Here is a 25571-nt window from a genome sequence, read left to right on the forward strand (position 1 = left end):
CAGGCTCAAAATAGCTTCCTTGTTTCAGTTGTTTTAAGCCACCTTCAATGTCTTTTTTATTCTCTGTTTCGCGGGTCTCTCTTGTGGCGCTGGCTTTGCTGGTTATCAGCAATTCTCAAAGCTGGGGGCAAGAGAAACGCAGCTATAAGATTTTTCAATTCCCCGCCAACATGATTCCGCGAGTAGACGGAAGCAAAGACGATTGGGCCATGGTGCCAGACGCCTATACCGTGGGCATGGACCAGCTGGTGGATGACACCAAAAAATTCCTGAAGCCGGACCCCAAGAACCTGGACGTAAAGGTGAAGGTGGGCTGGGTGAAAGGCCTGAACCGGCTGTACTTCCTCTATGAGGCTTATGACAATTACTGGAACTTTACCCACCCCGACCTGCAGAACGATATTTTTGAGATTGTGGTAGATGGAGACCAGTCCGGAGGCCCTTTGATTGACCGCTTTCACCCCAACAAAAACCTGGACCCCATGGAAGCTTATTTCTCTTTCCATGGCGTGCACGCCCAAAACTACCATATCTTCACCCCCGCCGAGGGGAAAGACTGGGCCCTAGCCTGGGGCAGCCAGCCCTGGATCAAGGACCTGCCCTATGCCAACTTCGCGTATGGGTACAATTTCAAACCAGGCCAGGCGGGCAAGCTGATTCTGGAATTCTGGATCACGCCCTTTGACTATGCCGGGACAGAAGGCCCCAGCCGGGCCGTGGAAACGAAACTAGAAGAGGGAAAAGACGTGAGTTTAAGTTGGGCCGTGCTGGACTATGATGACGTGAACAGCAAGGAGCATACCTTCTGGAACCTCTCCAAAGAACACACCATGTACGGCAACGCGTCTTTCCTGCTGCCTTTCCGGTTAATGCCCCTGGAAGATGCCTTCAAAAAGAAGTTGGAAGCCAAATGGTCGTTCAAGGTCACGGACATGAAGCGCCGCCTGGTTTCGTTTGTAGACGAATCAGAGGGGAATATCACCTCTTGGAAATGGGACTTCGGGGATGGCAAAACCTCTACCGAGCAGCATCCCAGCCACACCTATGAAAAGGCCGGCCTGTACGTGGTCACCCTCTGGGTAGAAGGTCCCGCCGGGAAATCACGACGCGCCAAAGTATGGGACGTAGCCGTGCGGTAATGCTGAGGTCATTTTCAAACTACTGTCATGAACCTACTTCTGATCCTCTGGCGGTACTCCTCTCCAGGAACTGGTTATTTCACCGTCTCCGGAATGATGGAATAAGCCTTTTTCAATCCTCCCAGATCAATAGTGATGTAATCCAGGACCACGCCGGGATCTAACAAGTAGATTTTAAGCGTGTGCTTGCCTGAGGCCAAAGCAGGGGATTTCACCTGACGTCTTGCCCGGTTTTCCAGCACATTCACTTTCCACTCCTCGCTTCGGCCTGCAGTCTTGAAGTCCACCACTTTTACCGGTCCGTCATCAATGGAAACGCCGTAGCGCATGCTAAAACCGCTTGTCACCGGGTGAGTGGGGAGCGTGAAAACAGAAACGGTTGGAGAAGCCTCCGTTAGCGAATAGAAATCATATTCCACGGCCGGAGCGTTTTCCTTGATTTTCTCAGGGTCCGTGATAATAGCACCCATTGAAAGTGGTGCCATCAGCGCTTTTCCGGTATGCCCCAGGCCAGTTACCGGTTCCCAGCTTCTGCCTTGTTTCTCTGTCTTGCGGGTAAAGTTACCCGCGAAGATGGATACATAGCCATTGTTTTCAATGAAGCCTTTATAGAAAGCCAGGTCAGAAGCTACAGGCCTGGGGGCCACGTTTACTTCTAGTTTCACTTTTTCACCCGCCCCTATAAAGGTGATAGACCCTTTGTCTGGATTTTTGGGTGCCTTGCTCCAATCAATGCTTACCCATAGGCGCTGCTGCTTCAGGCCCAGGGCAGAGGTAAGATTCCCCTTTTCATCTGACAGTTTAATCCATTTGTCGGAGGTGTTGGCTTTCCAGGAAACAGCTTGGTCTCCGGTCAGGAATACATCCACAAAGTAGCGTTGGTTGCCCCAGGGTTGGAACGTGGGAAGCGACAACGCCGGCCCTGATACCAGACTAGAATCTTTCGTAACAAAACCTTCAGGGGCAATACCCCATTTAGAGGCAGGGCTCAGCTTGATTTCTGGTAGCACCGGTGCCTGGTACACGGGCAGGTCGCGGGGTTTCATGGACATCATGCCGGCCCATTTTCCGCTAGCCAATTGTTGGTTGTAAAAGGCCGTTTCATTGACAATATCCTCGTAGGCTTGCCGGGAAAGCTGGGCATAATCTGCGGCACTGGCCCGCTGCTGTTTGGCGTAAAGGTGGCTCTTGTCCCGGTACAGGAACTTTTTGTTCATGAGCGAGGCGCCTACCACCGGGTAGTAGACCAATTGGTAAAAAGCATCCTGGTTTTTAGCACCTATCTGGGCCCGTAGCTCTTTCACCTTTTGCTCCAGGGCGTTATACCGATTCAGTCGCTGCTGGGCTTCATCCCCGTAATAGAAATGGTTATAGGCGGTATAGGTGGTTGGGGTGGTGGGCTCGGTGCGGCTCCAACCCATGAATTCGGGTTTGCGCTCAAAGGCCAGTTGGTAGTACTCCCACAAAACATTGCTGATGGCGGGAGCTTTCTCTGGCCCGAAGGTCTCTACCACCCACTCCTGCAGGTGCTTTTGCACGGAACTACTTTCCTGGAATGCCGGGGTGTTATAGGCCATGTCCAGGAACAGCTCCAGGTTATACTCCTGCGGCTTGAGGTCGCCCACGTTCAAGACCCACAACTGATCAGACTTCAAATTATAGGCTTTCATCATTTCTTCCCTTATGAGGGAAGGGTGCGTGGTGCTGAGCCAGAGGTAATCATGGGGACGGCCCCAGTAAGAGGCATGGTAATACACGCCTGACCCACCCTTCCGTTTTTGTTCCTGAGGGTTGCTCAACCGGTGCAGGTAGCCGTAGTTGTCATCGGGCCACACCAGGGTAATGTCTTCGGGTAACTTCAGGCCGTGGTCGTATATGTCAAGCACCTCTTTGTACGCCGTGAAGACCTGCGGCACCGCCTCTACGTTTGGATTGACGTGTTTGGCCAGCATAGCCCGCTGATCAGAAATAATGGTTTCCAAGATGGTGGCGGCGGCAGCCACGGTTTTGGCGCCCTGCATGCCGCTGTCATGCTCCCCGCGCATGCCCATGGTATAGATGGCGTCTACGTTTTTGGCCTCTTTCACCCGTTTTTCCCAATACTCCTGCACGTTTTTCTTATTACTGAAATAGTCAAAAGCCCCCATGTTGGCGGCCTTCCATTCGTCAACATTGTTACGGAGCATGGGCTCAGCGTGCGAGGTGCCCACCATAATGGCATAGGCGTCTGCCACCTTCGGGTTACCCGGATAATGGAAAAAGGCCTTGGTGCTGGGGTGCATGGCCGGCCAGATAAGATTTGCCTTCAGGCGCAGCAGCAACTCAAAGATTTTGGCGTAGGTGTTGGGCCCTATGTCTTTAATGTCCTGGTCCAGGTTGCGGGCAGCCCAAGGCTGCAGGCCCCAGTCTTCGTCGTTGAGGAAAATGCCCCTGAACTTAACGGAGGGTGGCCCTTGCACCAGTGAACTAGGCGTAACAAATAGTTCTGCTTTAGGGGCAGGTGCCACATCGGCCCACCACACCCAAGGGGAAACGCCCATCAGGCGGGACAGTTCAAACACGCCATAGGCCGTGCCCCGGCGGTCGCTGCCGGCAATGATTAAGGCCTGGGCTACATTGGCGAAAGGGTTCTCCACCACCGCAATCGTGTAACTTTCCCAGGCTCCCTTCACCCCTGCTACTGACAACTTCTTCTTTTCCACCAGCTCATCAATAAGCCCTGACTGCCCCAGCGTACCAATAATCACCGGTATGCCGGAAAGCTGTTTTAAGCCCGTTTTTCTGATTTCAGGGGTAAACCCGGTGACTGCTTTTATGTCTTCGCTCAAGGCCCGGGCCGCAATCTGGACCACCTCTGCATCTTGCCCATCTACATAAACGGCAGCGGCTTTTCCAGCCTGCACCAGCGGGAAAGTGCCCACCGACTTTTCAGAAATGATGTGAAGGCTTAGCTTGTTTTGCGCCTGCAGGCGAAGGTTTGCGATGACCGTGATAACTAAAAAGACCAGGGGAAAATATTTTTTCATATACATTTCAAAGGGAAGCACCTTCGCGCTAAAAACGGATTGGCTTTCAAACAAACAGACCTTTCAAAGCTAAGTGTCTAACTACCTGCAATAATACAAGGCTTGTAAAAAAAGTTATCCTGTACTTACATGTCCTCAGGTTTACTTAAGCCCTACCACCTTTTGTTTTTATCGCGTAAGGAATTACGGGTAGCCAAAAGATCTTTAAACCGAGACGCAGCCATTTCTGGTGGCCAATCTGGAAAAATATTTAGACACCATCAATGACTTTCCTATTGGAGCCATCCCTTTTCAAAGCCTCTTATTTACGGGTAGAATTGGCAGAACCGGGGGCAGAAGATGGGACCAGAAGAATAGCGGGAGTAGGAGGATTCGGCATGCCCTCGCCCACGTAAAAACTGGTATGCGGCGGTTGGTTGTACCCCACGTTCTGCCAAGCCACGCTCAGCCGGTATTGGGGGTCATGCATAAAAGTGTAAAAACGATGATTGGTAGGCACGGTGGTTGTGAATATAAGCAGTGCCTGGTTATCACGGGTGCGGTAAATGACCTCCTCCCGCCAATCGCCCAGGATATCTGCGCTAAGGTTAGGGGCAGACTTGGTGCCGTTGTTGCTGGCCGCTCCATATTGGTTGGCTGAGAGAATTCTATCCAACTTCTGGTTGTTGTAATCCCATTTCTCAATGGAAGTCCCGTTCAGGAGTTCGCGCTGCAGATCGCCATCCCACCAGCTCCCGAAGTTCATGCTTCTAGGCCTTACCGCAGAGATCTCTTTTCCCTGGGCATTGTATAAGCCTCCGCTGGCGCCCCAGGTTTCATACCCTTTGTGCCGCGGGTCAATGTCAGCGGCCATGGCCCGCCCGATATCACCGATGGTAGGAACGCCCCAGAGCTTTTGGCCAGTAGTGGCATTGCGCATCCAGAGACCGTTGCCCTGGTAGTGGCCCTGCGATTCATGGGCGGTCCAGGATTCCAGGCCAGGCCGGTCAGGGTCAAAGTCACCCACGTGCAGGGCGTCGCCGTGGCCCAGGCCGGTGCTGTAGAGGCCCGTTCCGTCATGGTTAACTGCCATGGAGCCATACAATACGTCATCTTTACCGTCAGAGTCAAGGTCAGCAATTGTTAAATTATGGTTTCCCATGCCTGCATAGGCCGTGTTGCCGGCGGTATTGGTATCAAAGACCCAGCGTTGCGTCAGTTTCCCGTTCCGCCAGTCCCAGGCGACCAACACGGTGCGCGTGTAGTACCCGCGGGCCATGAGCAGACTAGGATGCTGTCCGTCAAAATACCCAACGCCTCCCAAAAAGCGGTCTACACGGTTGCCATAGCCATCGCCCCAACTGGCTACATTGCCGCGGGCAGGCACATAGGCCACCGTGGCCATGTTGACCCCTGTTTGGCCGTTAAACACCGTCAGGTATTCTGGGCCGGTTAAAATGTAGCCCCCCTTGTTTCGGTGGTCAGCAGAAGCATCGCCAATGACTTTGCCTGCCCCGTCTATCGTACCATCGGCGGTTTTGCAGGCTACTTCCGCTTTGCCGTCACTGTCCAGGTCATACACCATGAACTGGGTATAATGGGCGCCGGCCCTTATGTTCTTGCCCAGGTCAATGCGCCAAAGCCTGGTGCCATCCATGTTGTAGGCGTCCAGGTAGACATTGCCGGTATAGCCCCAGTGGGAGTTATCGTGGGCATTGGACGGATCCCACTTTACAATGATTTCATACTCGCCATCGCCATCTAGGTCACCTACGCTGCAGTCGCCGGGGCTATAGGTGTAGTTGAAACCATCTGGCCCGGTACCACCGGCAGGTTGTTGCAGGGGCAGGCGCTTAAAAGGTTCTTGCCACACGGCGGCAGGCGCAGAGGCTGGCTGCTCCTTCCCGGCCAGCACTGGCTGGACCGTGTACGGCTCATTCTTGTTGGTTTGGTCTATCAGGTTGGTGGCCCCCGTTATGGGCGAAGCATTCACTTTATCCTTCCCCCGGTACACGTTGAAAGCGATATTCTTAGGATCAGTACCCAGCAGGCGCCAACTCACAAATACCTCCCCGTTGCCTGTCCTGACCGCTACCACCCCTCGTCCCAGGTTTTCCATGTGCCGTTGCGCAAACCCAGCCGTAAAAACAAAAAGGCACAATAGGAGAAGCCCTGTCTTCTTGCCTGGTGAACAAGCAGCAAGCAGGTTTTGCCCGGAGCAAATGATTTTCTCCTTTCTTTTAAATCCCTGACGATTTAGAAAAACACATACGCTTCGCACCATTCGGGAAGGATTTAAGGGGAAACACTATTTAAGATCAAGCGGAAGGCAAATGGTTTAAAAAGAAAGACACGGCACTTCTTTTCCCATCGCCAGTATCCAAGTTACTGGGTACTACCTTTATGGTCATCCTGCTGCATCCTGCACGTTTGCATATAAGGACCTGGAACCTCATCCTACTCTTTCATGCAAATCAATTCCTGTTTTGGGCCTGCTTTGGTAAAAACAGGCCCAAAACAGGAATTTTACCTGGCTATCTTAAAATTGACCCTACTAGTTGCCGTTTCCCTTGGCAGGACATGGCAGGATAGAAACCATCAGATTAATTCCTTATTTTAAAGCTGGTCCCTCATTTTCAGGAGCAAGGGATATTTGATAAGAAAAAGTGGCCGTGTTTTCAAGGTATAAGGCATTGCCTTGCTTTTTAGAGGCCTGAAATTTGTACCCCTATTCCCTGCTATGAAGAAATTACTTTTACTCCTTTCCTTAGTGGCTACGGTCTTCCAAGCCCAAGCAAAAGATTATATCATCACCAGGTATGGCGCCAGTACAGACAGCACCAAGCTGAATACCAGAGCCATTCAAAAGCTCATTGACAAGGTTCATAAAAAAGGGGGCGGCACCATTGTCATCCCGAAGGGGGTTTTCCTGTCTGGGGCCCTGTTCTTCAAGCCAAAAACGCACCTTAGGTTACTGGAGGGCGCGGTGCTGAAAGGCTCAGATGACATAGCCCAGTACCCCTTAATCCCGTCTCGGATGGAAGGCCGGAAACTGGATTACTATGCAGCCTTGGTCAATGCCTATCAGGTCAACAACTTCAGCATTACCGGCCCGGGCACCATAAACGGCAACGGGGAAAAGTTCTGGAAACAGTTCTGGGCGTACCGTGATTCCCTTAAAAAAGTAAATCAGGTAGCCACCAACCTTGACGTACACCGCCCCCGCCTGATCTTCATTTGGGGCAGCAATGACGTGACCATCCAAAACGTGAAAATGCGGAACGCTGGCTTCTGGACCACCCACCTATACCAGTGCAACAATGTGCTAATTGAGAACTGCGACATCCGGTCTCCCTTCAGGCCCGTACCCGCCCCCAGCACAGACGGCATTGACATTGACGTCTGTAAGAATGTGACCGTTAGAGGTTGCTACATCTCTGTGAATGATGATGCCATTGCCATTAAAGGAGGGAAAGGTCCTACGGCGCATAAACTGCCAGAAAATGGCGCGGTGGAGGATATCCTGATTGAGAACTGCACCTTCGGCGAAACGCACTCGGTCTTGACGTTGGGCAGTGAGAGTATCCATGCCCAAAGAATTACCATGCGCAATTGCAAAGTTGACAACAATGCCCCTCTCCTAAGGATGAAGATGCGCCCAGATACCTATCAGACCTTTGAGAACATCACCATAGAGAACATTACCGGCAAGTGTGGCTCCCTGGTAAACATGAGCCCCTGGAGACAGTTCTTTGACCTGGGCGGAAGCACCGAAAAACCATTTGGCACCATCAAGAACATTACCTTCGCTAACCTCCAGGTTCAGTGCAATAATTTAGGGGTGCTGGAAGGAAACCCCTCTGATGTAGTAAGCAATATCGTGTTCCGCAACAGCATCATTACGGCAGAAAAGCCAACCCTGAAAAACCTGTACCCCGGGGTAAAAATGGAGAACGTGAAAGTGAACGGCGCTGAATTGGTCCTGAATAAAAATTAAGGGCGGTACAGCCACCAATGTAATTCCAGACAGCAGAGGCTTCTGCTTCAAAAGAACTTAATAGACCGAAGGCAAAGACACTTTAAAGTCAGTTGTTCTAAAGCCTTCACTTTTATAAAAAAGGTGGTTGCTGTTTTCAGCCTGTTTTTTCAAAAACGGCCCTAAAACAGCAAGCACCTTTTTCTTTTAACCCTATTAAGCATGAGCCTTCCAGGCACTTCAGGTAAGAACGGTACAACTCTGAGTAAATTTATTTTGCCTTTGGTCTGTTTTAAGCCCATTTTTTCAAAAACTGCCCTAAACCAAGACTCCCCGCACTAAGAAGAACAAGGCTCTTCTTAGTGCGGGGAGTCTTAATGACCACCTTTTTATTGGTCACCCAAAACGAAAATGAATTGTTTCTGCCTAAGCCTGTACAGTAATCCCTTCCTTAAGAAAGCTTGCCGCCTTCGCTTTAAAATAACTCATTCACCACAGGGCGTTCAAATTGCTGGGGCGAGGTGTCTGGTTTGGGCAACCCGAAGTAGAAGTATAAGGTGCGTTTAATAGGTGCAGAAACTTTGTTCATCTCGCCGGCCGGGCCCAGGTTGCGGGTGTTGGCACTGATGTTCAGGGCTAGCTTGGTGCCCAGCGGCGGAATGTTATCCAGGAAAGACAGGTTCCCGATGGGCAGTTCAGGGTGCGGTTTTATGCCGGACAAGCCATAGAAATCAAAGCGGCGCACAAACAGGCCCTCCTGCGGCGAGGCTACGATGAATTTACCTTCCACGGTGTTAAACTCCATCCAGGCGATGTCCGCAAAATAGCCTTTGAACTCTGGGTATTGCCAGGGCGCACTGCCGGTTTGCACGTCATTGTAGTAATTCTCCCAGACGTTGAGCTCTACGCCTTGCGGACGGTTTTTCCAGACTCGATACGGGCCTTTGCCCAGCCACTTGGCACCAATGATAAAGTTCTCTGGATAGGTAAACGTAATGCCCGTGAACGGATAATCTCCCTGGAGACTGTATTCATAGTCCAGGCTTACCCAGCCGCTTCCGTGCATTTTCCATTTGGCGTACTTCAGGTCGCCGGTGTAGGTCACTTCCACCACGTGGCTGTCACCTTCTGCGTAGTGTTTTACGTTGGCCACTTTGGCGTTGCCGGCCACCATAATGGGCCCATCCCCGAAGTTCAGGTTCTTAGAGGTGCTGTTCAGGACCTCGGTTAAGGTGCCTTTTTTCTTGTTCAGCTTCACAGAGACCTCCCCGCCTTTCAGCATGATGGTAGAATCGGTTTCCGTAACTTCTACTTTCCAATCTGCCAGGTTGTTTTTCTTTTGCGCGGTTGTGTCTGCCTTGCTTTTGGCTTGCGCCTGCTCCTTGGTCAAAAGCACCAGGCCATCCAGCAACTGGTCATGGCTTTTGATGTTCCAGGTCCAGGTGTAAAGTTGCTCCTTGTGGTGGTCATAGGCCGTGAGCAAAAGCACGTCATAGTTTTTCCAGTCCGCAGGCAAGTTCAGCTTCAGGTTTCCCTTGGCGGTAGGCGCAATGGCCGGACCGGCCCCGGTTCCTTTCTTGCGGGTCATGGAACCGGCAAAGGTGTCGCCGGGCTTGCGGTAATCTGCTAATTCCCACTGGAACGTGCATTGGTTCAGGTTGGTGAAATGGAAACGGTTCTCTACCGGAATGGTGCCTTCAAACCCAGCCGGCAGTTTGTCCATTTTAATATGCACCGGCGAGTAAATCTCCTTGATGGCAAAGAAGCTTCCCTCCTTTTCGCGGTGCGGGCCCATTAAACCGTCTGGGGCATTTACCCGGTTCACGTCAATGATATTGTTAAGGTCCGTGCGCACTATGCCTTCATCGGTTAAGTCCCAGAGGAAGCCGCCGGCACCCAGTTTGCTGTTCCAGTGCAGTTCCCAGAAATCCGCCAGTGAGGTTCCGCCGCCGCCATCGTCCTGGGCGTGCAGAAACTCGGTGGGCATATAAATGTTAGGCCCTTTCAGGATATTTTGGGTGCTGTAGTAATCTTCATAATGGTTGCAGTCAATGCCGTTGAACGCGTTGCCAGGGCGATGGTGGGCATGGATCACGGGCCGTTTGGAGAGGTCATACAGGCCGTAGTCATCGTCCAGTTCCTTGTTGTGGCCACCTTCGTTGCCGTTGCTCCAGATGATGATGGACGGGTGGTTGGCATCCCGGATAACCATTTCCTTCACCAATTTGGCGCCGGCCTTGGTGCTGTAAGCCTTCTGCCAACCGGCCAGTTCATCCAGCACATAGAGCCCCAGAGAGTCACAGAGCTGCAGGAAGCTTTTGTCTGGCGGGTAATGCGAGCACCGCACGGCGTTCATGTTCATTTCCTTCATCAACTTCACGTCCATGAGGTCAATGTCGCGATTCACGGTACGGCCGGTCTCGGGCCAGAACACGTGGCGGTTCACGCCTTTCATCTTTATCTTGGTCCCGTTCAGGTAAATCCCGTCGCCTTCGCGCACCTCAATGGTCCGGAACCCGAACTTCTCTGCTGTCTGGTACAGGGTCTTTTTGCCCGCCTTAATATAGGTATTCACGGTGTACAGCGCCGGAGTCTCAGCGGTCCATTGCAGCGGGTTGTTCACCTGGGTTTTGACTTGCACCAGGGTATCTTTGCCGATAGTGGCCTTGCCGGTGCCTACCACTTTGCCTGCGGCGTCAACAATTTCAGCCACCACCTCATGCCCGGCCTGCGGGTTCACCAGATGCACGTTCATGGCAAAAGCGCCGCTTGCCTTGGCGTCAATAGCGGTATAGGCCACGTGCTCAGAAGGGAAAGCCTCTAAATACACTGGCCGGAAAATGCCCCCGAAGATCCAGTAATCCGCCAGGCGCTCCGCGTTGTTTACAGACGCATCCGCTGACATTTTGCTCACCGTCACTTCCAGCAGGTTTTCCTTGCCATACTCTACCTTGTCTTTGATGTTGTATTTAAATTGGTAGAAAGCCCCCTGGTGCACAGGCCCGGCCGATTTACCGTTGATCTTCACGTCGGTATCGGTCATGGAGCCCTCAAAAACAATGTACACGTCTTTGCCTTTCCAGTCTTTGGGCACCTGAAACTTGTGCTTGTACAAGCCTTTCTCATCTGCGAAGCGGAAGTTCTTGCCATAGGTCACATAATCGCGGCCGTAGTTGTAGGTCCCAAACCCCTGCTGCTCCCAGTGCGAGGGCACCTGAATGGTGGTCCATTTGCCGCTTTGCCGCCCGCCGGTTACCATAAAGTCCCAGGCTACGGTGTTTTTGTTGTCAGTACCAGACAGGTATTTCACCTCCCGTTTGACCGGGGATTTAGAGAAGGCTTCTGCCGCCAACAGCAACAGGACAAGGAGGAACGATAGCTTTTTTGTGAACATGCGTTTGTTACTTGGGGTAAGCATTTGGTGTCAGGCTAAAAGTAAGACACAACTCTGGCAAAGGTATCCTGTTCTATCCGGGTTGGTTTGTTTTTAGCCTAGGGCCTTTTCCTGGAAGATGGAGCAAACAAAAAAGGGGAGCAGAAGATAATTTTCTGGTTCCCCCTTTCTTTCCAAATCTAGCTAGCCTGGCTTATTTACATACCACACCCATCGGCTACCAAAACCTTTTGACCAAAAAATGGCCTATTTCTTGACTTTCACCTTATTAAGGGAGATAAAATAGCCGGTGCTGCCGTAGTTATTTTTCTTTTTGTCTGACCAGTTCCCGCGTTCCCCCATAACCTGTACAGTTAAGGTATAAGTGCCTTTAGGCAGAACCGGACTTTGGAACCGAAGCCCCGGGGAGGAATACTTGCTATAATAATCAATGATGGAGGACAGTACCGTTTTTCCTTTGCTGTTGCGGAGCGTTACCCGGGCATAGCCGCCATCTGGGCGGGACAGGCCAAATACGCCTATCTGAGTGCCAGTAAAAGTCACCGAAAAGGAAGCGTCTTTTGCCTCAGTACTACTCTCAGACAAAGTCTCAGCAGCGGTATGTTTCCATTTTCCGGTGTAGGTGATTTTCTTTTTGTCCGTGTTCTCAAGGGTCTTTCCCACGGCCTCCTGATTTGTGGCGACCCCGGTTTTAAGATTTACCTGCCAGGCTTGCTGGTACCGTGGAATAGAAAGGGAAGTGCCAGAAATAGTGAGTGGTTGCCACACATAGGTTGCCGCTGAGGCCTGCTTGGGATAAGACCATCGGTCGCCCATAAACATAAAGGTGGTGTCTTTGGAACCCGTGATGGGCAAAACAAAGGTAGTCTGGGAGTTCCAGGTAAGGGTGCCCTCCGGGGCGAAAAACCCACGCTTGGTCCAGGGTCCTTTTAGCGAAGTAGCGGTGTAGTAATCATTGTCATTGCGTTCCCAACTGGTGAGGTGCGAGCCAAGGAAATAATAGATACTGTCTTTCCTGAACAGGGCCGGTGACTCAAACCCAGACCCAAAGCCATTGTTCACGAGCTGCGTGGTGCTTTTGTAATCCTCACTAAGCTGGTAAATGAGACCTCCGTGAATCAACACATACCCTACGCCGTCCTGGTCCTGGAACGTTCCCATGTCCCATTTCCGGATGGGCTTTCCATTAAACAGCAAAGGTCCCTTAAACGTGTAAGGCCCGGCAACGGTATTGGCCGTGGCATAGCCAACAAACTGGTCTTTGTAGCCCAGCGTGTCTACGTGCATGTACATGACATATTCCCCGGTTTTGGGGCACTTCATCACTTTAGGCCGTTCGCCTACGCGGTTGGAACCCAGTTTGCCGGTAGGTTGAACCGGTAGGGCAATACTTTCAAATTTCCAGTTATAGAGGTCTTTTGAAGAATAGCAGTTGAAGCCAACAAAGGCATTGCTGGTGTCTGTATGGGCCTCACCAAAAAGGTAAAACTTGCCTTTGTCCAGAATGATGTTGGCACCATGGGCACTCACCACCTGGCCTTTGTCATCAAACCAGGGCACGCCCGAATAAATGGCCTTCATTTGCGCCACTACTCTCCCTTGGGCTGCAAACAGAAAAAGCAGCGCCAGGAAAAGCGAGAAGGATAACCGATGTCTCATTGGGCTGTTTTCTGGCCTCCAGTGGGCATTGAAACCGCAGACTTGGCAGCACCACTATAAGGCGTAAGGGTAACCGGACCTAACAAACCAGACGGCATGGGCTTCCAGACAGAGGCGTCAAAGGGTTTGTAGTTAATGTTCACGAAGTTGATTTCATGGTAATTGCGCCACTGGATTTTATTTTGGTCCATGTGCCTGATGCGGTTGGCCATCAAATTCGCTACTTCAATTTTCAAGGTGTTTTTACCGGGCTTCAGGTATTGTCCCACCCGGGCTTGGAAGGGAATACTGTTCAGGTAGCCTACCTCTTGCCCATTGATCCAGACCTTGGCGGTTTCGCTTACTTTTCCTAAATCCAGGACATATTCCTGGGCTTTTTTGGAGGGCAGATTAAAGGTGAGGTTGTATTCGCCGGTGCCCGAGAAGGCCTCGGCGTTTTTGTCAGCCAATTCTGTCCAGGATTTCAATTGGGTCAGTTTCTGGGCCGCCGGAAGCGCTGGTCCTCCCTGGGTAAAGGTCAAAGCCCACGTTCCTTTTATTTCCAGAGGCGTTCCTGCATTATCAAGGTACTGCCAAGCCAACACCTCTTTAGGGGCAGTGGCAGTAGCCTTAAGGATCAATGCTTCCCCAGACTTCATCTGCACCCTTACCATGGTTTTCTCCTTGCCTTTGCTGGAAGTTGCCTTTCCGGCAGCCCCGCTTTGAGGGTCCAGGATAACCACCGAAGAAGCGGCTAGATTCAAGGGAATGGTGCTATCAATGTCTTTGGCGGTATGGTTTACTAGGTAATAATATTTGCCGGTACCAAGATTCCTCCGGATGAATTTAAGGCCAGTATCGGTTAAAGCTTCGCGCTGGATATCCTTGAAGGCCAAGGCCTTGGAAATGTCTTGAGATAGCAAAATCTCCCCTTTCCCGGTTTTTAATTGCCTGATTCCGTGGCCGGCGTCTGTGAAGGAGAGTGACTGGGTTAGCCCCTTCAGCCTCTGCCTTCTTTTTTCCAGCTCCTGCAGGCCGGGCACATCAGTGGGTAATTGCTCTATAATCACCGTGCCGCCTTCTTTGGCCAGTTGGACGGCTCTCTCAAAGGTGGCTAGAGACATGTATTTGCTTTGGGGCAGCACCAGCACTTTATGGGTTGGGGCGGTGGCGGCGGTTACAATCTGGTTGCCTTGCACGCTGGCTTCCTGCAGCATTTTGTCTGAAACAAAATCAAGCGAATAGCCCGCCTCCATTAGTTGCTTAGATTGCTTGTAGAATTGGGTAGGGTGCAACCAATTATCTACCTCGTGCACGCCAATCATCATCTCCATCTTCTCCGGCTTGCCCCACACCTCATGAATGGGCCAGTAGACCAGTATTTCATTGTCTGCTTTACCTGACTGCAAAACAGACTGTACCCGGGTAATGTATTGGTTAAACCCGTTGAACTGGGGCCAGAGGCTGTTGGCTGGCGTCATGTTCAAAGATGCGTAAAACAACCAACCCGGCCAGGCCACTTCTTCGGGGGAGTACGTGACACCGTGGTAGAAAACATGGTTTACCCCAGATAGGAACACCTGTTCCACCTCAGGCTTCATTTGCGAATAAGAGGTTTTGAAATGCTCTCCCAGCCACGTGAAAGTCTCACTGGATACCAGATTCTTACCGGCTACATGCGCCGCTGAAGACGCGAACTTCAGCATGATGGGGTCTGGGTCCACATTGCGCACATCAGCACTGTCACGGCGCAGGCCAGGAATAGGGAAATAACTGGACCCGAAGGTCTCACACTCCGGAATGTCCACAGCGGCATATAAATCCAGGAGGTTACCCGGCGAGCCATGCGATTGGTTTTTGGTCAGGCTTTTGTGTTGGTGCGCCCACTCATTCCAGGGCCCGTAGAAATTATCATAGAGCATTTCGCCCATGGTCTCCCGGTAATCAGATTTGAGACGGGCAATGTGGTCTGTGGTTTCTTTGCTTACCAGTTCCCGCAGGTATGGGCGCATGTCATAGCCTCTGCGCTTCTGAAACTCATTAAAAAAATTAGCGGACCAGTCTGCGTTGTAGACTTCATAGCTGTCATTGTAAAACGCCCTTACCCCATGGTTGCTGCCATTAAAAGCCTGGCTAAACCGTTGCAGGTAGGCTTGCGTGGCTTCTTTGGAAAGGTGGTTTAGCGTATACCCCACCCCGCCCGGGGCCGCCCTTTTCACCGTCTGGCGGGTCTTTCCGTTAAAGGCGGCATAAATCTCCCAGATGCCGGCAGGCGCTTTCCAGGTAAGCTTTCCCTGGGGGCTCACTTTATCTGTCAGGTTGAGGATGGCTCCCTTGTCACTGTAGGCCATCACTGCCTGCAGCACCGCACCCATTTCCCTTTGTTTAGGATCACTTACCTCCAAGGTTTCCTGTAAAGCCTGCCCGCTGTTTAGGGCATACTTTTGCAAAATCAGCCTGGAAGCAGCGTGCTGAGGCGTTACCTGCGGTCCCCCGAACGGCCAACCGGTCCCCTGGGTCATGTCTACACCCATTTGGAGGCTACTGGCTTTCTTTACCGTGAAATCCAGCATACCCATCCATTGCGGCGACAGGAATTCAAGGTATTTGGCCTCATGTCCTTTGGCCCCGTAAATGGGCGCAATCTCTACTCCGCCAATGCCTGCCTTAGAGTACTCGGTAAGCAACCGGTCTATGTTCTTTTCATCCACCGCGTTGCCCATCCACCACCAGCGGGTCCAGGGACGGTTTTCTTTTTTCACCTCCGGCCATTGGGCTTCCTGCGTCTGCTTTGAAGCGCTTGCGTCTGCTCCTACAGAAGATACCTGCGGCTGCCGGCACTGGAGTAAAAGGCTACCGCACAAAACCAGGGAGGCGATAAATTTATATTGGTGGGTCATGCGAGGGAGTGTCATAAATAATGCAACCGAAAGGCCAGCTCTGAATTTGGCCCTACATTGGAATCTTGCTCTAAAGCTATACATCCTGAGGTATTCCATTATCCTGCTGTAACCTGCATGGGAAACTCCTTCCAATTAAGGAATCACCAGCCTTAGCTATTCAACAGAATGTATCTTGCCATTACCCAGTTTGCTTTACAAGTAAATAGGGTTAACTTCTTAAACCTTGGCATAAAAAAAGCGCACCCTGGGGTGCGCTTAAGTACTTGGGTTATTGTTAGAGTGAACTTCTTCTAATCAAAGTAAACGGATTATGGATTTTCTCCCTGAGCTTGTGTTTTACCATGTAGCCTGCCGTTTCGCCCATCAGTTCATGGTCCGTAGAAACCACCGTAATGCCATCATCCAGTATTCTCTTTAAAGGCGTGTCATTGTAGGAAATCAACCCAATATCTTTGCCCAGTGCCAAGTTTCTGGCCCGGGCATCTGTTATCAGATTAGCCAGGTCAGACTCTTCCAGTACCAGATAGGCGGTGCCCGGGGTGACTGCCTCATTCTCGGTAGAGCCTTTCACCTCATGCTCCATTGACATTTCTCGGCAGAATTGCCGGAACCCTTTTACAATCTCAAAGGGGTAGGAAATCTCCCTGGGGTAGATCAGCACAAAGCGCTTGTATTTGCTTAACAGATCAAGGCCTGAATGGAGGGCCACCCGAATATCGCGCTCAAAGTCCTGGTATACGGCGGCGCAGTTGCCTTTGTATTCCTTGGTATCTTTGTCTAACAAGACCAGTTTTTCTTCCGGAATCTGCTTCATGGCCTGGGTAAACATTTCCGTATTAGAGGAAATGTGCGGCATGATCACGAAGTAGTCATATTTATCCAGGTTTTCCTGAATAAGGCTGGCGCAGATCTTGCCATCATAATGGTGAATATGCAGATCCACGATCGCCTCCTCTCCCACCACTTTCAGGAAGGAATAGTATATGGCTTTTTTATAGGCGCTTAGCTTATTGAAGAGCAACAGCACACGGGTTTTGTCTACAGAGAAGCTTTTACTGATGTAGCAACCCTTTCCTTTCACAGAACTGATTACTCCTTTCTGGCGAAGAACTTTATACGCTTTCTCAATGGTATCCCGGGAGAGGTAATACATCTCACTGGTCTCATTGATGGAAGGAACCCGTTCGCCAAGCTTTAATTTTCCGGATTCTATGTCTTTGATCACGGCATTTACCACCTGCAGGTATTTAGGGGTGGCAGATGAGGCGTCAATTTTATCCAGCAGTTCCATGGAGGTGAGTTAAATAAATAGGTAACCAGCAAACGTAAACAGAGGGGAGTCATCTCTATTATCCGGAAATTCCAGAACCAACAGGCTTCCGCCTTATTTCTTCTCTTCCCCTGTATGTTTCTAATTTTTCCGTAAGCGGTTCACCAGGTTTTAATTAAGGATTATTCAATTTTATGGCTTTCAAATGAAATTTAAGAAATTCTTCTCCACTATACCTCTTTTTTATAAAAAATTTATAATTAAATTATTTCCTTTCTATCACCTGAATGTAAAAAACCGGCTATTCTTACCCCAAACTAACATTATGAACCTTTTGCAAGCGGAAGGAAAGTGCCGGAATACTTTCTTCTTTGAAGCTTGCCAAAGGCCTGTTTTCTGCTAGTACCCATCTATCTTCTCTCGTTTCTCTGAGTTCCTTGGATTCCTCCAACCGTGTTTCTTTAAAATAATCCAACTCTCCTACTACTTCTTTGCCGCCGAAACATTGCCCCGCCATTTTGGAAGGCCCGACTTTCTTAAATTAAGGCAAGTGATCTGCATCGTCTCTCCATGCCCTAGATCACCCAGGAATCACCTCTTTACCTAACCTAAAATTCAAAAGCCGTTTTGGGCCTGTTTTATGAAAAACAGGCCCAAAACGGCTTTTGAATTTAAATGAACCTAATTGGTCTCCCGAAGACTTCCTCCGGATTTCTGCTCTCCTTATTTTTCTTGAACCTCGGCCAAAAGCAGGCAGCATTGGTTGGCAATCTCCAGCTCCTCGTTGGTAGGGATTACCAGCACCTTGGTGGTAGAGGCAGGCGTGTTGATCTCCCGGAGGTTGGCACTTCTCAGGGCGTTTTGGGAAGCGTCCAGGTGAATACCCAGGAACTCCATATTCTGGCAAACCAGTTCGCGGGTAAGGGCATCATTTTCTCCTACGCCGGCGGTAAAGACCACCGCATCTACCCCATTCAGGGCCGCGGCATAAGAACCAATGTATTTCTGGATGCGGTAGGCGTACATCTCATAGGCCAGGATAGCGGCTGGATCACCGGCTTCGCGGGCTTTTTGCACTTCGCGCATGTCGCTGGAGCCGGTCAGGCCCAGCATACCGCTTTTCTTGTTCAGGAGGTTATCAATCTGTTCCATGGGCAGGCCTACTTTTGAGGCCAGATAGAACACCACTGAGGCGTCAATGGCCCCCGACCGGGTGCCCATGATCAGCCCGTCCAGGGGGGTGAAGCCCATGCTGGTGTCTATGCAAACCCCAGCTTTCACGGCGGCCATGCTGCAACCATTGCCTAGGTGAATGGTGATGACCTTGGCGTTGGGGTTATCCAGGTATTCGGCGGCTTTGGCGGCCACGTATTTATGGCTGGTGCCATGGAACCCATAGACCCGCACCCCGTGCTCTGTGTAAAAATTGGCCGGAATAGCGTAACGGTAGGCTTTTTCAGGCATGGTTTGGTGAAAGGCCGTATCAAACACCGCCACCTGGGTGGCCTTGTGGAATAGTTTTTCCGCCACCTCTATCCCCTGGAAGTTGCCGGGGTTATGCAGCGGGGCCAGATGAAACAGGTTTTTGATCTGCTCCTTCACATCGGGCGTAATGATAGTAGTATCTGAAAAGCGTTCGCCGCCGTGTACCACGCGGTGCCCCACCACATCTATCTCTGCGGGATCCTGAATAACGCCGGTGCCGGGCTCGGTGAGCAGTTTCACTACTTCCTGTAACGCCGCTTGGTGGTCTGGCAGGGAAAGCTCTTCGCGCACTGCCTTTTCTTGACCCCCGGTGAATACCTTGTGGGTAATGATAGAGCCAGGCAAGCCTATGCGTTCAATCAAGCCCACACAAATGGGCTGCTCAGCAGGCATTTTAAACAACTGGTATTTCAGCGAACTACTCCCGGCGTTTATGACAAAAATATTCATGACTGGTCTGCTTACGTGGTTTGGCCACTTTCCTGGCTTTGGATAGCCGTGATAATGACCGTGTTGAAAATATCCTCTACCGTACAACCGCGGCTCAGGTCATTGACCGGTTTGTTCAACCCCTGCAGCATTGGGCCAATGGCCAAGGCCCCGGTTTCACGCTGTACGGCTTTGTAGGTGTTGTTGCCCGTGTTCAGGTCTGGGAAGATCAGCACACTGGCCTTACCGGCTACCTCAGAATCAGGCATTTTCTGTTTGCCTACCTCCGGGTCTACCGCCGCATCATACTGGATCGGGCCTTCCACCTTCAAATCGGGCCGAAGCTGCTTGACCAGTTGGGTTGCCTGGCGTACTTTCTCCACCTCTTCCCCTACCCCCGAGGTGCCGGACGAGTAGGAAAGCATGGCCACCCGGGGCTCAATGCCAAACCGCATGCTGGTCTCTGCTGACGAGATGGCGATCTCCGCGAGTTGGGTAGCCGTTGGATTGGGGTTCACCGCGCAGTCGCCGAAGACAGATACCCGGTCTTCCAGACACATGAAGAACACAGAGGAAACCGTGGAGATGCCCGGCTTGGTCTTGATGATCTGCAGGGCTGGCCGTATAGTATGCTGGGTAGTATGGATAGCGCCAGAAACCATGCCGTCAGCGTCACCTTTGTAGACCATCATGGTCCCGAAGTAAGACACATCAGACATTAGGTCACGGGCCATTTCAGGGGTTACTTGCTTGGCTTTGCGCAGTTCATAGAGCGTTTCAACGTAGGCGTCAAACTGGGGCGCGTGGGGTGGGTCCAGGAGGGTAACCTTGGTTAGGTCAATATCCAGGCCAAGGCGCTTGAAGGAGGCAAGGATTTCCGCCGGATTCCCGAGCAAGGTAAGCTTGACAATATCCTGGGCCACCAGGCGGGCCGCCGCGCGCAGAATGCGGTCATCATTGCCTTCGGGCAATACAATGTGCTTGCGCTGGCGTTTAGCCCATTGTCCCAGCTGGTACTGAAACATGTGCGGCGTAATGGTTTCTGAATGGTAGGCGGCCATCCGGGCGTTCAGCGCACCGGTATTGACGTTGCGGTTAAAAGTGTCAATAGCCAGCTGTATCTTTTTGGTGTTGTCCTGGGTAATGCGGGCCTTGACGGCGGCAATCTGGGTGATGGTCTCAAACGTACCTGTTTTCACGCACATGATGGGCACCACATTCTGCAGGCCATTGATCAACCTGATGATGGGCTCCTCAGGCTCTGAACCGGCGGTAAGCACAATACCGGCAATGCGTGGGTAGCTGGAGGAAAGGTTGGCCTGCAGCGAACAGATAATGATATCGCCGCGGTCACCGGGTGTGACAATAAGCACGTTCTCCTTTAGGTAGTTGAGGAAGTTGGGCACCTGCATGGCCCCGGTCACAAAGTTGTCTACCTGGTTGGAAAGGTGGTCTTCCCCAAAGATCAGCTTACCGCCCAGACTCTGGAAAATATCTTTGATGGTGGGGTTCTGCAGCCCTTTGTCCATCGGGATTACCGACAGGATAATTTCCTCAGGCAACTGTTTACTGATCAGTTCCTGGACTGTTTCCAGATCAGAGGGATTCACTTTATTGGCCACAATGCCCAGCACCCGTATGTCGCGGGCCTCAAAATTATGCAGGAAACTAAGCGTGGCCTGTGCTACCTGGGCGGGGGTTTTGTTTTCGCCAGACACTACCAGAATAGCCGGCGTGCCCAGGTTCTTGGCGACCAGCACGTTCAGGTCAAACTCAAAGGCAGTGCCCTCCCCTACAAAGTCACTTCCCTCCAACACCGTAAAATCGCACTGGGCCTCCAGTTTCTTGAACTTGCTGATGATGGTGTCAATCATGAGGCCCTGGCTCTCATTCTCAAAATGCCGCATCACCTCAGTACCGGTAAAGGCATAGGCGTCTTCATAGGCAATGGGAAGGCCGAAATGGTGCAACAGCGCCTGGATATGGACATCCTTGCTTTCTGTGGCATCTGTATTGATCACTGGCTTGAAATAGCCAATCTTCTGCGCTCTCCCCAGCAACATGTTTACCAGGCCCAGGGCAATAATTGACTTTCCGCTGTAGGGCTCAGCAGAGGCTATGAATATGGAGTTGGTCATGACTGAATAAGGCTTTTACACCGGCAATAAAGGAGCAAATTAATTCTTAAGCGTGCTGTATTCGTCTTTTTCTTCCCTGGATAAATGAAAAACCTGAATTCTCAAGGCCCCCAAATCCCATTTCACCTGCGCCACCTGGGCCGCCAGCGAGGACTGCGCCTCCACAATAGAGAAATCCATTTTTTGGTCAGAATCTGATATATACGTTTCAAGGCGCTGGAGATACAAGCCCAGTTCTTTTTTTAGTGCCTCCTGCTTTTTAGCGGTTTTCATGCCTAAAAGTTGGATTTCAGAGACCTTGTCCAGGGTATCGCGCTGCACCATTGGCAACAGGGCCGTCGTGAGCAGTCTTTTCAGGAAGTCGGCTTCCCGGTCCAGAAACTCCAGCTCAGACACCCAAACTTTGGCGGCCAGGTACAGCTCCTGTAATTCTTCATTTAATTCTGCGTAGGCGATGGTATTTTTCATGGCATCAGGATTTAATGATGCAAAGCTAGGCCCCGGCCAGGTCTTATGAAGCAACGGCGGTCAAGCCAGGAGGTGATTCTCATCATTATTTTGGCCCCGCCAGCATTGGCGCCGGCGACACCAGGCTGCCCTAAAAGCAGGAACTCCGTTTCGGGGCCGTTTTTAGAAAAACGGCCCCGAAACGGAGCGCTCTCCCCCGCCTCTTGGGCGAAGGTTACCTAGTCAAGTATTGCTCAAACCACGAAGAGGCAATGCGGGCGGCTTCTTCCAGGGTTCCTTTCTCTTCAAATAAATGGGAGGCCCCGGGAATGATGAACAACTCCTTTTCGGCTTTTTTAAGGGCCCGGTAGGCTTGCTCGTTCAGGGAGATCACCTCTTCATCTTTTTCCCCCACAATTAGCAAGGTGGGAGCCAACACTTGCGGCAGCACCGACAACACCAGGTCTGGCCGCCCGCCTCTGCACACCACGGCCTTTACCTGGTTGCCCAGCTTGGCGGCCGCGCCCAGGGCCGAGGCCGCCCCGGTGCTGGCGCCAAAGTACCCCACGGGCAAGCCTTTTAACTGCGGAAGCCCCGCCAGCCACTGTGATATGGTGACCAGCCGCTGAGTGAGCAGGGGAATATCAAACCAGTTTTGGTAAAGCTGGTCTTCCTCCTCAGAAAGCAGATCAAAAAGCAAGGTGCCAAAGCCCAGGTCTTCCAGCACCTTGGCCACGTAGCGGTTGCGGGAACTGTGCCGGCTGCTGCCGCTGCCATGCGAAAACACCACCAACCCCTGGGCCGGGGAAGGTAAGTTCAAATTCCCGATGAGGGTGATCTCCCCCACCGGGATCTCAATTTCAGTATGGATAAGATAAGGTTGTGTCATAGACCAGGGCATGAAAAGGTGGCAGTGAGGCTGCGGTAACAACAGGCACCGTGGGGCGGTGAAAGGGGCATCATGCGTTTTAAGCACGTTTTCTGGAAAACAGCCTTAAAACGCTGTTCAAGCCAAATCCCACATCAGCCGGAGGCTGGATAGTTCCTGGTTTCCGACTTCCAGGCTTCCGACGGCATCGGCTATATAAGGGGGAGCAAATGGATCGTTGTCCTTACTTTTTACGGGCTCCTGAAAAAAGGGCTTACTAATGGGTTGACTTTAAGATAACATCACTCTTTTTCAGGTGACGCCGGTTTTGCGGCTTCTTTATTACCAAAGAGTAACTAGGGCTGAAAAAAGAAGCATATCCAGATCATAAACCAACTCAGCTGCATTGTAAAAGGCAGGTAGAAAGCCAGGGCGAGATTACTCTAAAGACGTAGAACTCCATCTTTCCCTATCGTCTGAAAAGAAATCACCACTTTCCGCAAAGGATTTTACTATTTTAGCCCCGTAAAAACAGGCCAGAAACACGCCAGTCTATTGGTAGATGTTTTCTTTTCAACGTTGATTTCAGATGATTCTTGCTGGAAGCCGTATATAAAATCGCCTAGAACTTTACCCTATTCTTATGAAAACCAGAACTTTACTAGTCATTTTAGTTGCTTGCTTCTTCTGCTGTTTTGCTTTACCCACGTTTGCCCAGGTAACCCACAATGATGTGGAGATGAAGCTGGAAAAAGAGTCTGTAGAAGCAAAAGAAAGAGCAGACAAGAAACAGGTAGAGGCCGCCAAGGATCTCAAAAAGCCTACCAGCGAAGAGGCCAAAACAGCCAAAGAAAACACCAAAGCCGCCAACCGCCAGGAACACGAGGCGGTGTATGCGGCCAAAGAAGCTTCCAGACAGGAAGCCAAAGCCCAGAAGACCAAAAATAACTCTGACAAGCAAGCCAGGAAAGCAGCCAAGGCTGCGGCCAAGCCCAATGATGAGTAATTTAGACAGTCTTAACAGAAAACCCCTCTTGCTTCCAGGAGGGGTTTTCTGTTTTAAGGGCGTTTTCAGAAAAACAGGCCTAAAGCAGGTTTTCTTCCCGATGGATAAAAACGTATTGTCTTGCGCTGGTCTACACAGCCTTTCTCTTTTTCAAAAGAAACAAGTTACTTCCCTCCCGCCAGGGTAAGCAGGAAAACAGATTCCTTAACGGCCAACACGCTATGCGGAATACCGGCATGCAGGGCCAGCAACTGTCCTGTCGTAAGCCGGGAAGTTTGGTTATCGGCAGTAAAATCCAGTTCGCCTTCCAGTACCTGCACGCTTAAAATGCCGGGCGCGGTATGGGTTTTCATGAAGGCCCCATCGTGCAGGGCAATGAGTACCAGACGCAGGCCGTCGGTTTTAAAGATGGTGATGGCGTTGCGGTCACTGTTCAGCCAGGGCTGTTCCTGCTTGATCTGGGCAATAAACCCGGGCAGGTCCATGACAACCTGGGCGGCATCCAGGGGCCTATCGCCTAAGGGGCGTTGGGGCGTGGCTTCATTTGATTTTTCTTCCATAGCGGCATTGGGTTAAGGGGCGCAGGAGGCGGGTACGCACAGGTGTACGTCCTGATTGCCTGCGCCGTTATCCTTGGCTTCCCATGGAAAGCACCTGAATAATTGTCTTTCTTTTAATGGGGGAAAGAATTTCTGATAAGGTGCCCAGGCGCGAAGTTTAGGCCAGATTGGTGATAAAGGAAGTACCTTCTTTCAGTTCCAGGGCCAGTTGCCGGACGGTGGTTTTCGCAAAGACGTCTTTAAGGGCCTCACGGGCGGCCTTGAACCGGTCATGCATGGGGCAAGGGTGCACTTCTGAGCATTGTTTCAGGCCCAGACCGCATTCCTTAAAGATAGTCATGCCATCAATGGCTTCTACTATCTGCAACAGGGGAAGCTCCAACTGGGCGTCAGTGAGGTAAAAGCCACCGTACGGACCTTTAAGGGACGAAATGAGTTGGTGTTTGCTAAGGACCTGCAGAATTTTGGCGGTAAAGGCCTCGGGCGCGTCTACCTCCCTGGAAATGTCCCTTACGTTCAGTTTCAGCCCTGCTTCGGTCCTGGAAGCCACAAAAACCACCGCCCTGATTCCGTACTTACATGCTTTTGAAATCATTTTGCGTTGTCTGTGGTAAAAAATCTAAGCGTCTTAACTCTAAACCAGGGTGACCGTATCTGCCCCCTTAATGCCTTCAATACGTCTTTCAAAGTTGGTGGCCATGATAAACCCGCGGGCTTTGGCCTCTTCGGCCACGGGCCCTTCAAAATACGTGTCTATGGTAGCGTTAAACAAGGAAAGCCAGCGCTTAAAATGCTCGCTTTCAACGGGCATGGTGGCGTGCTTGGCGAAAGGGTTGCCGGTATAACCGCGCTGCCCAAACAAGGCGGCATTCCAGAAGGTGTACATTTTCTCCAGATGTGGCTCCCAGTGGGTATTCAACCTGTATAGAAAGATGGGCGCGAGTAACTCGTCCTGGCGCACCAGACCGTAGAACTCATCTACCATTACTTTAATATCTTCTAGACCGGTAATGTCTTTTTTTAGTGCCATGGTACAAATGGTATTGCGTGAACGGGCTGTTACAGAGGCAGGCAAGTCGGCCTTTCCAGCCAACTGAATCAAAACCCCTGCTATGCAAAGGTACCAACAAAAATTAAAAAGGATAAGTTTATCTTAAATAGGGAATTCTGAAAACCGCCCAAGCTCCTTCTCCTTCGTCCTTCTTCTGGGTAAGAGGCCACCTACCCATGCCGGCAACCTTCCCAGAAGTAAACCTTTGCCAAAATTACAGGTTAAAAGGAAAGACTCTGTGCTCACAGAAGGATCACTTTGG

The 25571-nt window shown here is 51.2% G+C and carries 16 protein-coding genes; 3 read left to right on the plus strand and 13 right to left on the minus strand.

The features are described 5' to 3' along the window. Nucleotides 1-47: 47 nt before the first annotated feature. Nucleotides 48-1139, plus strand: a complete 1092-nt coding sequence (locus ACYVJQ_RS12955; protein ID WP_460893502.1) for a PKD domain-containing protein — start codon at nt 48-50, stop codon at nt 1137-1139. A 74-nt stretch (nt 1140-1213) separates the two neighbouring features. On the opposite strand, the gene ACYVJQ_RS12960 is transcribed toward ACYVJQ_RS12955, so the two are convergent. Both ACYVJQ_RS12960 and ACYVJQ_RS12965 read right to left on the minus strand, forming a co-directional pair. Beyond that, nucleotides 1214-4165, minus strand: a complete 2952-nt coding sequence (locus ACYVJQ_RS12960) for a glycosyl hydrolase 115 family protein (protein ID WP_460893503.1) — start codon at nt 4163-4165, stop codon at nt 1214-1216. 301 nt (nt 4166-4466) lie between these two features. Continuing rightward, nucleotides 4467-6263, minus strand: a complete 1797-nt coding sequence (locus tag ACYVJQ_RS12965) for a rhamnogalacturonan lyase (RefSeq protein ID WP_460893504.1) — start codon at nt 6261-6263, stop codon at nt 4467-4469. 621 nt (nt 6264-6884) lie between these two features. Between ACYVJQ_RS12965 and ACYVJQ_RS12970 the strand changes: the two genes are divergently transcribed. Beyond that, nucleotides 6885-8141, plus strand: a complete 1257-nt coding sequence (locus ACYVJQ_RS12970) for a glycoside hydrolase family 28 protein (RefSeq protein WP_460893505.1) — start codon at nt 6885-6887, stop codon at nt 8139-8141. Nucleotides 8142-8595: 454 nt separating this feature from the next. Here the strand turns inward: ACYVJQ_RS12970 and ACYVJQ_RS12975 are convergent, their stop codons facing one another. The 8 genes from ACYVJQ_RS12975 to ACYVJQ_RS13010 form a co-directional block, all read right to left on the minus strand. Then, complete coding sequence (locus ACYVJQ_RS12975; protein ID WP_460893506.1) at nt 8596-11514, minus strand: glycoside hydrolase family 2 protein; 2919 nt, start codon at nt 11512-11514, stop codon at nt 8596-8598. A gap of 246 nt (nt 11515-11760) precedes the next feature. Continuing rightward, entirely contained in the window at nt 11761-13173 is a 1413-nt protein-coding gene (locus tag ACYVJQ_RS12980; RefSeq protein ID WP_460893507.1) for a family 43 glycosylhydrolase, read from the minus strand. Continuing rightward, nucleotides 13170-16052: a glycosyl hydrolase gene (locus ACYVJQ_RS12985; RefSeq protein ID WP_460893508.1), complete on the minus strand. Its 2883-nt coding sequence runs from the start codon at nt 16050-16052 to the stop codon at nt 13170-13172. Before ACYVJQ_RS12985 ends, ACYVJQ_RS12980 begins: the two co-directional genes overlap by 4 nt. A gap of 277 nt (nt 16053-16329) precedes the next feature. Next, on the minus strand, nt 16330-17346 hold the full coding sequence (locus ACYVJQ_RS12990; protein ID WP_460893509.1) for a GntR family transcriptional regulator: 1017 nt from the start codon (nt 17344-17346) through the stop codon (nt 16330-16332). A gap of 702 nt (nt 17347-18048) precedes the next feature. Next, the gene (locus ACYVJQ_RS12995) at nt 18049-19260 is read right to left on the minus strand and encodes an acetate/propionate family kinase (protein WP_460893510.1); all 1212 of its coding nucleotides are present in this window, start codon (nt 19258-19260) and stop codon (nt 18049-18051) included. An 11-nt stretch (nt 19261-19271) separates the two neighbouring features. Continuing rightward, a complete protein-coding gene (gene pta, locus ACYVJQ_RS13000; RefSeq protein ID WP_460893511.1) occupies nt 19272-21377 on the minus strand; it encodes a phosphate acetyltransferase in 2106 nt (701 codons plus the stop codon). A 39-nt stretch (nt 21378-21416) separates the two neighbouring features. After that, nucleotides 21417-21845, minus strand: coding sequence for a hypothetical protein (locus ACYVJQ_RS13005; RefSeq protein WP_460893512.1), 429 nt, complete (start codon nt 21843-21845; stop codon nt 21417-21419). A 214-nt stretch (nt 21846-22059) separates the two neighbouring features. Further along, entirely contained in the window at nt 22060-22713 is a 654-nt protein-coding gene (locus tag ACYVJQ_RS13010; protein ID WP_460893513.1) for a dienelactone hydrolase family protein, read from the minus strand. Nucleotides 22714-23335: 622 nt separating this feature from the next. Here ACYVJQ_RS13010 and ACYVJQ_RS13015 point away from each other — a divergent pair. Then, nucleotides 23336-23698, plus strand: a complete 363-nt coding sequence (locus ACYVJQ_RS13015) for a hypothetical protein (protein WP_460893514.1) — start codon at nt 23336-23338, stop codon at nt 23696-23698. A 164-nt stretch (nt 23699-23862) separates the two neighbouring features. On the opposite strand, the gene ACYVJQ_RS13020 is transcribed toward ACYVJQ_RS13015, so the two are convergent. The 3 genes from ACYVJQ_RS13020 to ACYVJQ_RS13030 form a co-directional block, all read right to left on the minus strand. Next, nucleotides 23863-24258, minus strand: coding sequence for a cupin domain-containing protein (locus tag ACYVJQ_RS13020; RefSeq protein ID WP_460893515.1), 396 nt, complete (start codon nt 24256-24258; stop codon nt 23863-23865). Nucleotides 24259-24415: 157 nt separating this feature from the next. Next, nucleotides 24416-24853, minus strand: coding sequence for an RrF2 family transcriptional regulator (locus tag ACYVJQ_RS13025; protein ID WP_460893516.1), 438 nt, complete (start codon nt 24851-24853; stop codon nt 24416-24418). 39 nt (nt 24854-24892) lie between these two features. Further along, a complete protein-coding gene (locus tag ACYVJQ_RS13030) occupies nt 24893-25288 on the minus strand; it encodes a group III truncated hemoglobin (protein WP_460893517.1) in 396 nt (131 codons plus the stop codon). Between the last annotated feature and the right edge of the window lie 283 nt (nt 25289-25571).

The organism is Rufibacter soli (assembly GCF_054781795.1).

Excerpts from the sequence above, each read along its gene's own strand:
- ACYVJQ_RS12955 (WP_460893502.1), top strand. The coding sequence starts at position 48 with ATGTCTTTTTTATTCTCTGTTTCGCGGGTCTCTCTTGTGGCGCTGGCT.
- ACYVJQ_RS12960 (WP_460893503.1), bottom strand. The coding sequence starts at position 4,165 with ATGAAAAAATATTTTCCCCTGGTCTTTTTAGTTATCACGGTCATCGCA.
- ACYVJQ_RS12965 (WP_460893504.1), bottom strand. The coding sequence starts at position 6,263 with ATGGAAAACCTGGGACGAGGGGTGGTAGCGGTCAGGACAGGCAACGGG.
- ACYVJQ_RS12970 (WP_460893505.1), top strand. The coding sequence starts at position 6,885 with ATGAAGAAATTACTTTTACTCCTTTCCTTAGTGGCTACGGTCTTCCAA.
- ACYVJQ_RS12975 (WP_460893506.1), bottom strand. The coding sequence starts at position 11,514 with ATGTTCACAAAAAAGCTATCGTTCCTCCTTGTCCTGTTGCTGTTGGCG.
- ACYVJQ_RS12980 (WP_460893507.1), bottom strand. The coding sequence starts at position 13,173 with ATGAGACATCGGTTATCCTTCTCGCTTTTCCTGGCGCTGCTTTTTCTG.
- ACYVJQ_RS12985 (WP_460893508.1), bottom strand. The coding sequence starts at position 16,052 with ATGACCCACCAATATAAATTTATCGCCTCCCTGGTTTTGTGCGGTAGC.
- ACYVJQ_RS12990 (WP_460893509.1), bottom strand. The coding sequence starts at position 17,346 with ATGGAACTGCTGGATAAAATTGACGCCTCATCTGCCACCCCTAAATAC.
- ACYVJQ_RS12995 (WP_460893510.1), bottom strand. The coding sequence starts at position 19,260 with ATGAATATTTTTGTCATAAACGCCGGGAGTAGTTCGCTGAAATACCAG.
- pta (WP_460893511.1), bottom strand. The coding sequence starts at position 21,377 with ATGACCAACTCCATATTCATAGCCTCTGCTGAGCCCTACAGCGGAAAG.
- ACYVJQ_RS13005 (WP_460893512.1), bottom strand. The coding sequence starts at position 21,845 with ATGAAAAATACCATCGCCTACGCAGAATTAAATGAAGAATTACAGGAG.
- ACYVJQ_RS13010 (WP_460893513.1), bottom strand. The coding sequence starts at position 22,713 with ATGACACAACCTTATCTTATCCATACTGAAATTGAGATCCCGGTGGGG.
- ACYVJQ_RS13015 (WP_460893514.1), top strand. The coding sequence starts at position 23,336 with ATGAAAACCAGAACTTTACTAGTCATTTTAGTTGCTTGCTTCTTCTGC.
- ACYVJQ_RS13020 (WP_460893515.1), bottom strand. The coding sequence starts at position 24,258 with ATGGAAGAAAAATCAAATGAAGCCACGCCCCAACGCCCCTTAGGCGAT.
- ACYVJQ_RS13025 (WP_460893516.1), bottom strand. The coding sequence starts at position 24,853 with ATGATTTCAAAAGCATGTAAGTACGGAATCAGGGCGGTGGTTTTTGTG.
- ACYVJQ_RS13030 (WP_460893517.1), bottom strand. The coding sequence starts at position 25,288 with ATGGCACTAAAAAAAGACATTACCGGTCTAGAAGATATTAAAGTAATG.